The following is a 13753-nucleotide window of genomic DNA, read 5'->3' on the forward strand; positions in this document are numbered from 1 at the left end:
AGCGATGACCCGCTACATCGGACAGCGAGTACTGCAGGCATTGGCAGTGCTGTGGGCTGCATTCACCATCTCGTTCATCGTGCTCTTCCTCCTTCCCGCGGACCCGGTCAGTCTCGCAGTGGACTCGGCAGGCTCGGGTACCCCGGCCGACGCTGCGGCCATCGCTGAACTGCAGGCCCGCTACGGTCTCGATCAGCCGGTGTTGGTGCAGTATTGGCACTCGCTGGTCGGGGCCGTGCAGGGCGACTTCGGATTGTCCATCGCCACCGGCCAGCCGGTGACGACGGCCATTCTCGACGCGGTGCCCAGCACACTCGGTTTGGCGGGGACTGCTCTGGTGCTGGCCGTCGTGTTCGGATCCGCGGTTGCCTACGCCGCCACGTACACCCAGATCGTATGGCTGAAGAACCTGCTGCTCGCGCTCCCACCACTCGGGGTGGCGGTGCCGACGTTCTGGGTAGGACTACTGCTGCTACAACTGTTCTCGTTCCGACTACGCTGGTTCCCGGCGTTCGGTGACGCAGGCGCAGCGTCGTTGGTGCTGCCTGCGGTGACACTGGCATTGCCGACCGGTGCTGTCATCGCTCAGGTCCTGGCTACCAGCATGGCCACCACGTGGAAGCAAGCGTTCGTGGATGTGGCTCGCGCCAAGGGGGTCTCACGCCTTCGGGTGCAGACGCGACACGTCCTGCGACTGTCCTCGATCCCCGCCTTCACGATTGCCGGAGTCTTGGTGGGCACACTGCTGGCCGGATCGGTGGTGGTCGAGACGGTGTTCTCGCGCGCTGGAGTCGGAAGGCTGACCCAGACATCGGTGCTGGCCCAGGATATTCCGGTTGTGCAGGGCATCGTCGTTCTGACCTCGCTGGTCTTCGTCCTGGTCAATCTCGCAGTCGACCTGCTCTATCCGCTGATCGATCCGCGCATCGTGCGCGAATACCGGCCCGTGCAGGCCAGTGCAGAACCGGAGAAAGCTCATGTCTGACATCCTGATTCGCGAGACCGCCGTCCATTCGGCAGTTCCCCCGGTAGTCGAAGAAGCACCGGCATCCAGGCGGCGCCGGGGTCCCCGAGACGTGCTGAAACACATCTGGCTCGGTGCCTCCGTGGTCGTGCTGTTGCTGGCTCTCGGGTTCGCGCTGTTCCCGTCCGTCTTCGCCAGCGGCGACCCGCTGGTCGGTACACCGGCGGACAAGCTCCAGGCACCCAGCGCGTCGCACTGGTTCGGCACCGACAACATCGGCCGCGATGTCTTCACCCGAGTGGTCCACGGTTCCGGACTGTCTCTGACGGCGACGCTGTTGGCAGTCGGCATCGCCCTGGTGGTCGGCTCGATCATCGGTCTGGTCTCGGGGGCCGTCGGCGGAGTAGTCGACGCGGTGCTGATGCGCATCGTCGATGTGCTGCTGTCGATTCCGACGCTGTTGCTCTCGCTGGCGCTGGTGACCGCTCTGGGCTTCGGCACCGTCAACGTCGCTATCGCCGTCGGTGTCACATTGATCGCGAATTTCGCCAGAGTGATGCGCTCGGAGGTGCTGCGGGTGCGCAGATCGCTGTACGTCGAAGCGGCTTACGCCTCGGGTGTGCGGTGGTTCGATGTCTTCCGCAGACACATCCTGAGAAACTCGTACGGCCCTGTGATCGCGCTCGCTGCAGTCGAATTCGGTATGGCAGTGCTTGCGGTATCGGCGCTGAGCTTCCTCGGTTTCGGTGCTGCTCCGCCCACCCCGGAGTGGGGATCGCTGATTTCCGAGGGCCGCAACTTCCTGGCCACCGCCTGGTGGATGACCACACTGCCGGGATTGGTGATCGTGGCCGTCGTCGTGTCCGCGCACCGCCTAGGGCACGCACTCGAGAGGCGATCACAATGAGCCCCATTCTCGAAGTAGAGAATTTGCACGTGAATTACGGTGAGACGACCGCCGTCTCCGGCATCGGGTTCACCGTCGACCGCGGTGAAGTGGTAGCCGTGGTCGGTGAGTCGGGCTCCGGAAAGTCGACGACTGCCCACGCCCTCATCGGTCTGCTCTCGGGTTCCGGCCGCATCGTGGGCGGATCGGTGACGTTCGACGGACAGCGGCTCGACACGGCCTCGGACAAGACGTTGAACCGGTTGCGCGGCCGTCACATCGGGCTCGTTCCGCAGGACCCGACCACCTCGCTGAACCCGGTGGTTCGCGTCGGCGATCAGGTTGCCGAGGTGCTGCGGGTGCACGGCCTCGCAGATCGCCGCTCCGCGAAGGTCGAGGCAATTCGCATCCTCACCGAAGCCGGTCTGGACAACCCCGAGGTGCGGGCGCGGCAGTATCCGCAGGACCTGTCCGGTGGGCAGCGTCAGCGCGTGTTGATCGGAATCGCTCTCGCGTGCCGCCCGGAACTGGTGATCGCCGACGAGCCGACCAGCGCCCTTGACGTCACCGTGCAGCGACGCATCCTCGACCATCTCGACGCCAGGATCGCCGAAACCGGTGCTGCTGTCCTGCTGATCACTCATGACCTGGGCGTGGCTGCGGACAGAGCCGATCGCCTGATCGTCATGAGCGCGGGGCGGATCGTCGAAACCGGCCCCACCGCAGAGGTACTGGCGAATCCGACGCACGCATATACGCGTCAACTGTTGGCCGCGGCACCGTCGCTGAATACGGCCGTACGACCCGCGCGCACGACGGCAGCCGATCCCATCCTGACGGTCAGTGACGTTTCGAAGCGGTTCACCATAGGCCGCGGCGTCCACCTCGATGCGGTCAAGGGAGCCACGTTGACCGTCGAACGTGGGCGGACGGTGTCGCTCGTCGGCGAGTCCGGGTCCGGCAAGTCCACGTTGGCGCGCATCGCGATCGGTCTCGAGACCGCGTCGTCGGGTTCGGTCACGTTCGACGGTGTGGACATCACCGGTCTGCGTGGCAAGGCCAGGCGTGAGCTGCGGCGGCGTGTTCAAATCGTCGATCAGAACCCGTACGCGTCGCTGAACCCGAAGTTGCGCGTCGGCGAGATCGTGCGAGAACCGTTGGACGCGTTCACGGTCGGCTCCTCGCGCGAGCGTTCCGAGCGTGCCCGGACGCTGCTGGATCAGGTGGCACTCACCAGCGACTATCTGTCCAGACGCCCGGCCGAGCTCTCGGGTGGGCAGCGCCAACGCGTCGCCATCGCCCGCGCGTTGGCTCTCGCACCGGAACTGGTGGTGCTCGACGAGCCGGTCTCGGCCCTCGACGTATCGGTCCAAGCGCAGATCCTGACGCTTCTCGACGATCTGCAGTCCGAGCTGGGTCTGAGCTACTTGTTCATCTCGCACGATCTGGCCGTGGTCCGGCAGATCAGCGACACCGTGGCCGTCATGCAATCCGGCGTCATCGTGGAATACGGCGACACCGCAGCACTGTTCGACAATCCACAGCAGGATTACACCCGCGAGCTACTCGGGGCCATTCCCGGAAGCGCGCACGAGAAAGCGAGTACCAGTGTCTGACAAGCTGTTCCTGACCGCGATAGAGCTGAAAGGCACCGGCGCCCATCCGCAGGCCTGGCGTCGGCCTGACTCTCGCGCCGAAGACCTGTTCACAGCAGGGTTCTGGATCGACCAGCTCCAGACCGCAGACCGAGCGGGTATCGATCTCGCGTTTCTGGGCGATTCGTTCGCCAGCCGGACGCTCGAGGCCGCAGCCGTCGCGGCACGGGCAGCCGCCCTCACCGAGAAGATCGGGCTGGTGCCCACGATCACCGTTACGCACACCGAGCCGTTCCACATCTCGAAGCAGATCGCGAGTCTCGATTTCGCTTCTCGCGGCCGGGCCGGTTGGCAGGTCGAAGTGAGTTCGGGTGCCGAGCAGGCAGCGCTGTTCGGTCGGAAAGCGGAGCAGGACAAAGGAAGCCTGTGGCGTGAGGCGGACGAGGCGATCGAGGTCGTCACCAGGCTGTGGGACAGCTGGGAGGACGACGCAGAGATCCGCGATGTCGAGTCGGGGCGGTTCATCGACCGAGACAAGCTGCACTACATCGACTTCGAGGGCGAGAACTTCTCGGTCAAGGGCCCGTCGATCACCCCGAGATCTCCTCAGGGGCAGTCGCTCGTCGTGATTCGCGGCAACTCCGCGGAGTCCGTATCGGTGGCCGCCGCGCGTGCCGACATCGTCCGAATCGTCGCCGACACGGTCGAGGAGGCGGCAACGACCGCCGCCCGCATTCGACGGGCCGTCGTTGCCGAAGGCCGGGACCCGGCCGAGGTGTTCGTCCTGCTGGACGTGGAGACCTTGGTATCCGATTCTGCCGCTCAAGAACTCGCGCAGCTCGACAACTGGGCGGGCCACGTCAGAGCCGCTGAGAGCGTGTCGCATATCGGTAATCTCTCGAGCCTGCATCTCCTGCTCGGATCGATCGAAGCGGCCGGCCTCGACGGGGTCACGCTGGTGCCGCTCGCGTTGCCGTCGGGAATCCGATCATTGCCGGCCACCGACACCCGCAGCGGATCGACTCTGCGCGAGCGTCTCGGCCTGACGCGTCCCGTCAATCGCTATGCACTCGAAGGGAAGAGCCTGTGACGAAGAAGCAGATACATCTGGGTGCCCATTTCCCCGGCGTCAACAACACCACTGTCTGGGCCGATCCGGAATCGAAGAGCCAGATCGAGTTCGACTCGTTCGTGCACCTTGCCGAATCGGCCGAGCGCGGTCTGTTCGACTTCTTCTTCCTCGCCGAAGGGCTGCGACTGCGTGAGCATCGCAACCGGATTCACGATCTCGATGTGGTCGGTCGACCGGATACGCTCACCGTCCTCAATGCGCTTGCGTCGGTGACGACCAAGCTCGGACTGGCAGGGACGATCAACACCACGTTCAACGAACCGTTCGAGCTCGCCAAACAGTTCTCGTCGCTGGACCACCTGTCCGACGGTAGGGCGGCATGGAACATGGTGACGTCCTCGGATGCATTCACCGGCGAGAACTTCAGGCGAGGCGGCTATCTCGATCGTGCCGACCGGTACGTGCGTGCCAACGAAATCATCGACGTCGCGCGAAAGTTCTGGGACTCTTGGCAGTCCGACGCGCTCGTCGTCGATCGGGAGCGGGGAATCTTCGGCCGTGAGTCCGAGATCCGCGCAGTCTCGCATTCGGGTTTGCAATTCGATGTGCAGGGTCGCTTCACACTGCCGCGCAGTCCGCAGGGGCATCCGGTTCTGCTGCAGGCGGGCGATTCCGACGAGGGCCGAGAGTTCGGTGCAGCGAAGGCCGACGCCATCTTCACCATCCACGGGACGCTCGAGGACGGACAGAAGTTCTACTCTGACGTGAAGGGTCGGCTCGCCAAGTACGGCCGCGAGCACGACGACCTGAAGGTACTGCCCGCGGCGACGTTCGTGCTCGGCGATTCTGCGCAGGACGCGGTCGACAAGGCGGACCACATCCGGCATCAGCAGGTCAGCGGTAAGACAGCTATTTCGTTCCTCGAACAGGTGTGGGGACAGGACTTGTCCGCGTACGACCCGGACGGTCCGTTGCCGGATATAGAACCCAGCGGCGACGTATCCATCACCCGTGGTCGTGCGCGACACGGCGACCCCAGAACCATTGCCCAGCAGTACCGCGAGCGCGCCGAAGCAGACAACCTGAGCATTCGTGAACTGATCATCGCGATGACGACGCGGCAGCAGTTCGTCGGAACCCCTGCGCAGGTGGCCGAGGAAATCGACAGCTACGTGCAGAACAACGCAAGCGACGGCTTCATCCTCGTCCCGCACATCACCCCAGCAGGCCTCGATGAATTCGTCGACAAGGTGATCCCGGAACTTCAGGACCGCGGCAGCTTCCGCACCGAATACGCCGGAACCACCTTGCGCGACCACCTCGGTCTGCGGCACCCGTACGAACAGCGTGAAGGAGTGCGAGCATCATGAGCGATTTCGAGCAGGACTGGAAGCAATGGCATGCCGACCGAGAGGCGTCCTACGGTGATCCTCTGGGTTGGGTGTCGTTGACCGGTTTGTATTGGCTGACGGACGAATTCGAGACCATCGCGGATCTTCCCGGCCGTTGGAAGGCCGATGCCGATTCGGTGACTGTCCAGGGGTTCGACGGCGTGACGACGCTCAATCCTGTGGAGGGCGCACCCGGCATCCTGGTCGAGGACGGAGATCGGCGTATCGAGGTGATCCGGCGGACCGGTTCGGTCGCGCTGCGGGTACACGACCCGAAAGCGCAGACCCTCCAGTCCTACAACGGTATCCCCGCCTACGAGCCGAGCAAGAAGTTCGTTGTCACCGGGAGGTTCACCCCGTACGACTCGCCGGTCACCGTCACGACCGGAGCCGTGGTGGAAGGACTCGAACACCATCACACGGCGGTGGGCACTCTCGACTTCGAGTTGGCCGGCACCGCGCAGCAGCTGATTGCGTTCGGCGGCATCGGCAACGGTCTGAAGGTCCTGTTCACCGATGCCACGAGCGGGGTGACCACCTATCCGGCTGCGCGGATCCTGGCAGTGCCCGCTCCCGTAGACGGCACCGTCGTTCTCGATTTCAACCGCGCTTCCAACCTTCCGTGTGCGTTCACCGACTACGCGACGTGCCCCGTCGCGCCTGCTGAGAACAGGCTGACTTTCGCCGTCGAGGCAGGGGAGAAGAACCCGAGATGACGCGAGTTCCGTTGTCGGTTCTCGATCTGTCCCCGATCAGCGAGGGGTCGACCGTCCAGCAGGCGCTGCGAAACACGGTCGACCTTGCGCGCCAGACCGAGGAGTGGGGTTACGAGCGCTATTGGGTGGCCGAGCACCACTTCGTGGCGGCGGCCAGTTCGTCACCCGCAGTGTTGATCGGTCTGATTGCCGCTGCCACCAACCGGATTCGCGTTGGATCGGCTGCGGTCCAGCTGGGATTCACTACAGCTGCTGCCGTCGTCGAATCCTTCGGGACAGTCGACGCCCTGTATCCGGGACGCATCGATCTGGGTGTCGGTAGGTCCGGGCAGCGCAGAGCAGCAGACCTGGCCGACGCGCAGCAGGCTGGATCCGAGCGCGCGGTGTCTCCGGAGCCCGGTGGACTGTTCCCAGTGGCCCCCGCTGCGGCGGCCCCGCGGAAGACCCCGCTGCTGGCTGCGTCTTTGGCTGCGCTGCAGCAGCCGCACGCTCAGGCCCCGGATTTCCACGATCAGCTCGACGACCTTGCTGCGCTCCTTTCCGGTAGCTACGAGCACGACGGGATTGCTCTGACGGCACGCCCAGGTGTCGGGGCCGACGTGGCGCTGTGGCTGTTCGGCAGCAGTGCAGGGCCGACGGCCCGTGAGGCCGGTGCCCGCGGTCTGCCGTTCGCGGCGAGCTATCACTTCAGCCCGGGGACGACTCTCGAAGCGATCGACGAGTATCGCCGTGCTTTTGTGCCGTCGGCTCGGCTGTCCTCGCCGTACGTGGCGGTGTCGGCCGATGTGGTTGTTGCAGAAACGGATTCGCAGGCGCGAGAGCTGGCAGCGTCTTACCCGCAATGGGTACACAGCATTCGCAGCGGTCATGGCGCGATCGAGTACCCGGATCCGAAGAACGTGGCACCGCTGACCGGCGAGCAATACGAGCTCGTCGCTGATCGAGTGGACACCCAGATCGTCGGATCCGCGGCAACGGCATCGGACAAGTTGGAGGCGCTGCAGGAAGCAACCGGCGCGGACGAAGTGGTGATCACCTCGGCCACGCACGACCACACGGACCGGCTGCGCTCGTACGAATTGCTCGGTAAGGAATGGGGACTCCCGCGCCTGCGGGTCTGAGCGGAACATTCGCGTCGTGGTGACCGTTGTACCGCGCATGACACGAGTTGCAGTTGCAGCGTCCTACGGTGGACCGGACGCCATCGAGATCGTCGAACGAAATCTGCCCGAACCGTCCGAAGGCGAAGTTCTGGTCGAGGTCAGGGCAATCGGCGTCAACCCTTTCGACTACAAGAGCTACAGCGGTGCGTTCGGCACCGACGAATCCAAACTCCCGATTGCGTTGGGTAGCGAGGCATCGGGAACCGTGGTTGCGGTCGGCGGAGCCGTCGAGGGCCCGGTCGGGCCGATCGCCGTCGGCGACGAGGTTGTCGTGTCCGGCCGGAACGGCACGTACGCCGAACGGATTCTGGTTCCCGCACGGTTCGTGTTTCCGAAGCCGGAAGCCTTGGGCTGGAACGTTGCTGCGGGTGTACTCGCCGTGGCTGGAACTGCGTACGACGCACTGGAGTCCGTCAGAATCAAGAGTGGAGACACTGTTCTCGTGCACGGAGCGGCAGGCGGCGTCGGGTCCGTGGTGGCTCAGCTCGCCCTGGAGCGCGGTGCAACCGTCATCGGGACCGCGCGCCGACAGAATCACGATGCATTGCGGACGTACGGTGCCGAGCCCGTCGAATACGGCGACGGACTGATCGACCGGGTCCGAGCAGCCGCACCGAACGGTATCGATGCGGCAATCGATACGGTGGGCACCGACGAGGCCGTCGACGTATCGCTCGAATTACTCACGGACAGATCGAGATTGGTCAGCACGGCAGCCTTCGGGCGGGCTTCGACGGATGGATTTTCGACCGTAGGTGGGCCGGCGAGCATGGAGCGTCGACGCCTCGCATCTCCGGTGCTGTTGGAGCAGGCCGGTGCGGGAGTGTTCGAGGTGACGGTCGCAAAGACCTTCCCGCTCGCCGAGGCTGCCGTGGCACACGCTGAACTGCAATCGACGCATCCGCGCGGAAAGTTCGTCCTGATTCCCTGACTGTTCGGGCGCAACTACGCACATGCTCTTCCGGCCGATGATCCCAATTCGGGTCGTTCGAATCAGCGTGATTTCAACCGGTGCCAAATCTGGGCGTCGAGCCTAACGTCGGGTCCATGACCTGGCTGAAAGCACGAGTAGCAGCGATCCTCGATCGTCTCGGAGCACAGCCCGCGTGTACCCACGCGGCCGTCGACTTCGGTATCCGCGGCTGATGATGCATTCGTAACGTCAGCGTGAATTGACCTGGACAAGCTGGTCTCGGCTCGTCACGAGCGAGGGGATATCGCACCGACTACACGGTGACGACGTTGCGCGGGCACCTCGGTCTCGACGAGGAGCCCGCGTCGGCACAGGTCCAGGCCTCGTAGGGCGCGTCCAAGCGCCCTACGAGCAGATCGGAATACGGACCGCGCTCAGCTGAGGTCTGCGCGTGTCCATTCGTTCACGAATTCCAGGCCGCTGCGAACGAAGAGCTGGGTCACCGGGCAACGGCGAGCGACCTCGGAGACGAACTTGTCGAAGGTCTCCTGGTCGGCGTCGGTCTGAACCGTGGCCTCGACCTTCACGGCGTCGAAGTTCGCATTTCCTTCGTCACCGTTCACGAGCACTGCGGTGTCGAGGTCGCCTTGGATGCGAAACGTGAACTCGCCGAGTGTGATTCCCAAGTCCTTGGCGACGAGGGCGGCCGTCACCTGGTTGCACGAGGTCAACGCACCGAGCGCGTAGAACAACGGGCTGGGTGCCTCGTCCTTACCGCCGAATGCGGGATAGGCATCGGTGTCGAAGCGGTGGCCTGCATCGCCCTCGGCGACGAGGTGCTGGGCAACTCCGGTACCGCTGGCATTGATCACGAAGGGAACGACGGACGTTCGAATAGTGCTGGTTGTCATAAATTTCGACGATGGCCCTTCGGCGACCGAAGCAAAATGGTTAGGCTCATCGTGATTCGAACTCGGCACGCACACGGAGCCGTCGAGACGCGCGTCGACAATGGAAGCTAACGATCGGGTCTCGACTCGAGTGGGGTACGGCCACACACGATCTACGATGTCCTCATGACTGCCGATCCGACTACGCCCGCACCGTCGACCAGCTCGGCGAACTGGAAGAGGCGGGGCATTCTCGTCGGAGCCGGCATCGTCCTGCTGTTGATCGCCTACTTCATCTTGGCAGCGTTCCTTCCGCGCTGGTGGAGTCTGCGGGTGGAGACCCTGGCCGACCGCACGTTCACCAAGGGCATTCTGTGGGGCCTGCTGTTCGGCATCGTCTGCACGTTCGCGCCGCTGGTGTTCTTCTGGAGCGCCTGGTCGGTTCGGAAGGGCAGGGCGGGCAAGCAGCTCGCCATCGGGTCGGTGATCCTGGCCGTCGTCACGGCGATTCCGAACCTGTTGACCCTCACCATCGTCCTCGGGACCAGTAACGCGGCTCATGCCGGCCAACGCACCCTCGATACCAGTGCGCCGGGCTTCCGCGGTGCCACCGCACTGGGTGCGATCATCGCCGTGGTTCTGGTCGCTCTGCTGGCATTCGTGGTGGTGCGTCGAAACCGTCGCCGCAGAACTGCTGCTCTGTCGCAGTAACGGTCAGGCGCTACGCAATACCGTCGGGTGCGTGATGACCCGGATTCCCGGTTCCGGGTCGAAGCGATAGCCGGTTCCTCGGACCGTGGTGATCAATCGACCGAACTGACCGAGTTTGGTGCGCACTCGGGAGAGGTGGACGTCGACACTGCGTCCGCCGTCGGAGGTGCTGAGTTCGGATCGTCCGACCACGACCCGAGGGCGCCGCGCCAGGTAGGCGAAGATCTCGAACTCGGTGTGGGAGAGACGGACGCTCCTGCCGCCGAGGATCACGTCGCGGGCCGGGATATCGATGACCAGTGGTGCGTTCAGTTCGTTGACCCTCACATCGAATCGCGTGAGGATTTTCGCATGCGGGGCATAGCTTTTGGCGGCGCTGCGGAGCGACTCGGCCAGTGCGTGCAGCTGCGGTCGGGTCAACCCCTGTAGGGATGACGTTCCGGAATCGGAGATACGGACAACGACGGTGGCTTCGGTGGTCATGGCTGGAGAACTCCTGGGACAATGGTGCTGCAGATACTGGGGCGATCGGTCAGTGGTGGCAGCGACAGTTCTCGTTCACAGTCACATGGTCGACGACGAATCGAAGGTTCGCCATGGATCGGCTCACCGTGAGCGCAACTGTTGACCCGACGATCCTCGGCTTGTTGCGATCGGGCGTGACCGATGTATGCCGACCACGAACCGAACTCACGATCCGCAGCGTCGACTGGGATCATCCCGACGCCGAAGCCCTTCGTGCGTCGATGGCCGCCGAGGTGGGTCCCCGTTACGCCGACCGGGCCGCTCTGATGTCCAAGACCCAGGCCAACGCCGTCGACGAGAGCTCTGTGCACCGGACGTTCCTCGTGTATCGCCGTGACCAGGAGGGTGCGGAACAGGCCGTCGGACATGCAGCGTTGCGGTGGAACGGGGCGGACCTCGAGCTGAAGCGCATGTTCGTACACCCCGACCATCGCGGCTCGGGTGTATCTACCGCTCTGCTGGTGGCGTCGGAGAACGCTGCTCGTGATCAGGGCCTGTCGCGGCTGATTCTGCAGACCGGAGACCGACAGCCCGACGCAGTTCGTCTGTACGAGAAGAGCGGCTACACCCGAATTCCGGTGTTCCCGCCCTACGAGGTGCTGCCCTTCTCGAACACCTTCGAGAAACGGCTGTAGTTACGCGGGCAACGTCATTATCTCGGCACCGTCGTCGGTGATGATCACGGTGTGCTCGCTGTGCGCGGTGAGGCAGCCCGTCGTGCTTCGTAGGGTCCAGCCGTCGGGGTCGGTGACGAGTTCGGCGGTGTCCTCCATGACCCACGGCTCGAGTGCCAACATCAAGCCCGGGCGTAGGCGGTAACCGCGGCCGGGCCGTCCGGAGTTGGAGACGTGGGGATCCTGGTGCATCGTCGAGCCGATGCCGTGGCCGCCGAACTGCATGTTGATCGGGTAACCGGCAGCGCTGAGCACCGTGCCGATGGCGTGGGAGATATCGCCGATCTTGTTGCCCGGTCTAGCCGCATCGATTCCCGCGGCCAGCGCCCGTTCGGTGGCGTCGATCATCGCGAGAGCCTGGGCTGGCTTGTTCTCACCGACGACAAAACTGATGGCCGAATCCGCTGCGACGCCGCCGAGGATCACGGCCAGGTCCAGCGTCAGCAGATCGCCGTCGGCCAGCGCGTAGTCGTGTGGAAGGCCGTGTAGCACAGCATCGTTGACGGAGGTGCAGATGTAGTGACCGAACGGACCGCGGCCGAAGGACGGCGCGTAGTCGACGTAGCAGGACGTCGCCCCGGCTCCCTCGATGATCTCCTTGGTCCACTGATCGATCTCCAGGAGATTGGTGCCGACTGTGGCGCGTTCGCGGACGGTCCGAAGAATCCCGGCCACCAGTGCGCCGGATTCGCGCGCGAGGGGGATCTTGGTGGGGGGAAGAATCTCGATCATGTGGTGCCTTTCGCCGTATGACGAACAACGATACCGGTATAAGTATTGGTGTCGAGTCCGACTGTGCGCAGGGGCGTGAGTCGGTTCGTGCGACGCTGTCTGTCGTGTCTGCTCACCCTCTCGACGACCCCGTTCGTAATTCCCTCGAGGGCTCGCTCTCGCGGTTCGCGGTCCGGCGCGGACGGATCATCCGTGCCGATCCCGAGGTGTCTCCGTTCCTGGTGCACCCCGATGTTCTCGAGTCCCAGGACTGGGACGACATCGCGGTCCTGTTCGGGTCGCGGACCGTCGTCGGGCTCGCCGGCCCCGAACGCGAACTGCCCGAGGGCTGGTCGCACCTGGAGACCTTCGGCCTGGTGCAGCTCGTCGGCACGCACCTCGAGACGCGGCCCTTCGCCGAGGCGGTCGAGCTGACTGCAGCGGACGTCCCCGAGATGCTCGATCTGGTCGGTCGCACCGAGCCCGGGCCGTTCCTGCCCCGCACCATCGAACTCGGCACGTACCTCGGTGTTCGACGCGATGGCGCGCTGGTCGCGATGGCGGGCGAGCGTATGCACCCCACTGGCTGGACGGAGATCAGTGCCGTGTGTACCGACCCGGCGTCCCGCGGGCAAGGGCTGGCCACCGACCTGGTTCGCGCGGTCGGTCACGGTATTCGGGCCCGCGGTGAGGAGCCGTTCCTGCATGCGTCGGACGCGAACGTGCGCGCCATCGAGCTCTACCTCTCCATCGGATTCGAGTTGCGTCGAACCTCGCACCTGACGTTGGTCCGTACGCCTGCGCCGAGCTCGAGATGAGTTCCGGAATCCGCTGTTGCGTGCTCCGAGCTCGAAGACATACCGTTACCTATGCGAATAAATGGCGACGTCATCTACGACGATGGACTGGTCCTTCTCGACGAAGCCGGCGTCACGCTGAGGTACTACTACTTTCCCGTCGCCACGAAGAAGTTCGTCCCCTACGACCGGATTCGCGCCGTCGACACCGCCGTCCTCGGCAATTGGAACGGGCGGTGGCGGCTGTGGGGTGCGTCGTGGATCGATCAGTGGCTTCCGCTGGACGTGATGCGTCCCAAGAAGGACACTGCAGTGGTGCTCACCATCCGCCGCATCTCGCCGGTATTCACCCCCGACGATCCTGAGCTGGTTGCCCATCTGATTCGCGAGCGCATGACCGCACACGCGTGACGCGCCCCGACGAGCGGTTCACGCTCGCCAGTGAGCGCACCTTTCTCGCCTGGCTGCGGACGTCGCTCGGCCTGCTCGCCGGCGGAATTGCGATCGTCCACCTGGTTCCCGATTTCAGTACCGGGTGGGTTCGGACGACCCTCGGTCTGGTTCTGATCGGTCTCGCGGCAGCAGCACCGATCATCGGTCTGCGACGGTGGATGCGCGTTCGAGATGCCCTCGAAAGCGGTACACCGATGCCCGAATCACGAGATCTGTGGATCTTCGCGATCGGTATCGGTGCAGTGGCGGTGCTGGCTGCAGTGGTCACGGTTCTGGGGATCCAGTAGCAGGC

General features: G+C 64.5%; 16 protein-coding genes. 13 read left to right on the top strand and 3 right to left on the bottom strand.

The window, feature by feature from the left end:
- The first annotated feature begins 4 nt into the window (after nt 1-4).
- From CH271_RS02950 to CH271_RS02985, 8 genes are read left to right on the top strand one after another with little or no spacing between them, the layout of a single operon-like run.
- On the top strand, nt 5-985 hold the full coding sequence (locus CH271_RS02950) for an ABC transporter permease (RefSeq protein ID WP_094632604.1): 981 nt from the start codon (nt 5-7) through the stop codon (nt 983-985).
- On the top strand, nt 978-1871 hold the full coding sequence (locus CH271_RS02955; protein WP_094632605.1) for an ABC transporter permease: 894 nt from the start codon (nt 978-980) through the stop codon (nt 1869-1871). Before CH271_RS02950 ends, CH271_RS02955 begins: the two co-directional genes overlap by 8 nt.
- Entirely contained in the window at nt 1868-3466 is a 1599-nt protein-coding gene (locus CH271_RS02960) for a dipeptide ABC transporter ATP-binding protein (protein ID WP_094632606.1), read from the top strand. The genes CH271_RS02955 and CH271_RS02960 overlap by 4 nt, the downstream gene beginning before the upstream one ends.
- Entirely contained in the window at nt 3459-4535 is a 1077-nt protein-coding gene (locus CH271_RS02965; protein ID WP_094632607.1) for an LLM class flavin-dependent oxidoreductase, read from the top strand. The genes CH271_RS02960 and CH271_RS02965 overlap by 8 nt, the downstream gene beginning before the upstream one ends.
- Nucleotides 4532-5887 (top strand): NtaA/DmoA family FMN-dependent monooxygenase, encoded by a 1356-nt coding sequence (locus tag CH271_RS02970; protein ID WP_094632608.1) that lies wholly within the window; start codon nt 4532-4534, stop codon nt 5885-5887. Before CH271_RS02965 ends, CH271_RS02970 begins: the two co-directional genes overlap by 4 nt.
- A complete protein-coding gene (locus CH271_RS02975) occupies nt 5884-6624 on the top strand; it encodes a DUF1684 domain-containing protein (RefSeq protein ID WP_094632609.1) in 741 nt (246 codons plus the stop codon). The genes CH271_RS02970 and CH271_RS02975 overlap by 4 nt, the downstream gene beginning before the upstream one ends.
- On the top strand, nt 6621-7745 hold the full coding sequence (locus CH271_RS02980; protein WP_094632610.1) for an LLM class flavin-dependent oxidoreductase: 1125 nt from the start codon (nt 6621-6623) through the stop codon (nt 7743-7745). The genes CH271_RS02975 and CH271_RS02980 overlap by 4 nt, the downstream gene beginning before the upstream one ends.
- Before the next feature lie 37 nt (nt 7746-7782).
- The gene (locus CH271_RS02985; protein ID WP_094632611.1) at nt 7783-8718 is read left to right on the top strand and encodes an NADP-dependent oxidoreductase; all 936 of its coding nucleotides are present in this window, start codon (nt 7783-7785) and stop codon (nt 8716-8718) included.
- 416 nt (nt 8719-9134) lie between these two features.
- Here CH271_RS02985 and CH271_RS02990 read toward each other — a convergent pair whose 3' ends face one another.
- Nucleotides 9135-9611: an OsmC family protein gene (locus tag CH271_RS02990; protein ID WP_094632612.1), complete on the bottom strand. Its 477-nt coding sequence runs from the start codon at nt 9609-9611 to the stop codon at nt 9135-9137.
- Nucleotides 9612-9776: 165 nt separating this feature from the next.
- Here CH271_RS02990 and CH271_RS02995 point away from each other — a divergent pair, with 165 nt between their 5' ends.
- Nucleotides 9777-10301 carry a permease gene (locus CH271_RS02995; RefSeq protein ID WP_094632613.1) on the top strand — a complete coding sequence of 175 codons (525 nt, stop codon included), beginning with the start codon at nt 9777-9779 and terminating at the stop codon, nt 10299-10301.
- Nucleotides 10302-10304: 3 nt separating this feature from the next.
- On the opposite strand, the gene CH271_RS03000 is transcribed toward CH271_RS02995, so the two are convergent.
- On the bottom strand, nt 10305-10784 hold the full coding sequence (locus tag CH271_RS03000) for a winged helix-turn-helix domain-containing protein (RefSeq protein ID WP_094632614.1): 480 nt from the start codon (nt 10782-10784) through the stop codon (nt 10305-10307).
- Nucleotides 10785-11047: 263 nt separating this feature from the next.
- Between CH271_RS03000 and CH271_RS03005 the strand changes: the two genes are divergently transcribed.
- Complete coding sequence (locus CH271_RS03005; protein WP_256986234.1) at nt 11048-11461, top strand: GNAT family N-acetyltransferase; 414 nt, start codon at nt 11048-11050, stop codon at nt 11459-11461.
- On the opposite strand, the gene map is transcribed toward CH271_RS03005, so the two are convergent.
- The gene (map, locus tag CH271_RS03010) at nt 11462-12232 is read right to left on the bottom strand and encodes a type I methionyl aminopeptidase (RefSeq protein WP_037186686.1); all 771 of its coding nucleotides are present in this window, start codon (nt 12230-12232) and stop codon (nt 11462-11464) included. It abuts the gene before it with no gap.
- Nucleotides 12233-12336: 104 nt separating this feature from the next.
- On the opposite strand from map, the gene CH271_RS03015 reads away from it, so the two are divergent.
- Genes CH271_RS03015 through CH271_RS03025 form a run of 3 tightly spaced genes read left to right on the top strand, consistent with a single transcriptional unit; the run spans nt 12337 to nt 13748 of the window.
- Nucleotides 12337-13029: a GNAT family N-acetyltransferase gene (locus tag CH271_RS03015; RefSeq protein ID WP_094632748.1), complete on the top strand. Its 693-nt coding sequence runs from the start codon at nt 12337-12339 to the stop codon at nt 13027-13029.
- A gap of 51 nt (nt 13030-13080) precedes the next feature.
- The gene (locus tag CH271_RS03020; protein WP_037186688.1) at nt 13081-13419 is read left to right on the top strand and encodes a hypothetical protein; all 339 of its coding nucleotides are present in this window, start codon (nt 13081-13083) and stop codon (nt 13417-13419) included.
- The gene (locus tag CH271_RS03025; protein WP_094632616.1) at nt 13416-13748 is read left to right on the top strand and encodes a YidH family protein; all 333 of its coding nucleotides are present in this window, start codon (nt 13416-13418) and stop codon (nt 13746-13748) included. The genes CH271_RS03020 and CH271_RS03025 overlap by 4 nt, the downstream gene beginning before the upstream one ends.
- The last annotated feature ends 5 nt before the right edge of the window (nt 13749-13753 follow it).

The sequence above is a fragment of the Rhodococcus sp. 05-340-2 genome (assembly GCF_002258915.1).
In the GTDB taxonomy this organism is placed as follows: Bacteria; Actinomycetota; Actinomycetes; order Mycobacteriales; family Mycobacteriaceae; genus Rhodococcoides.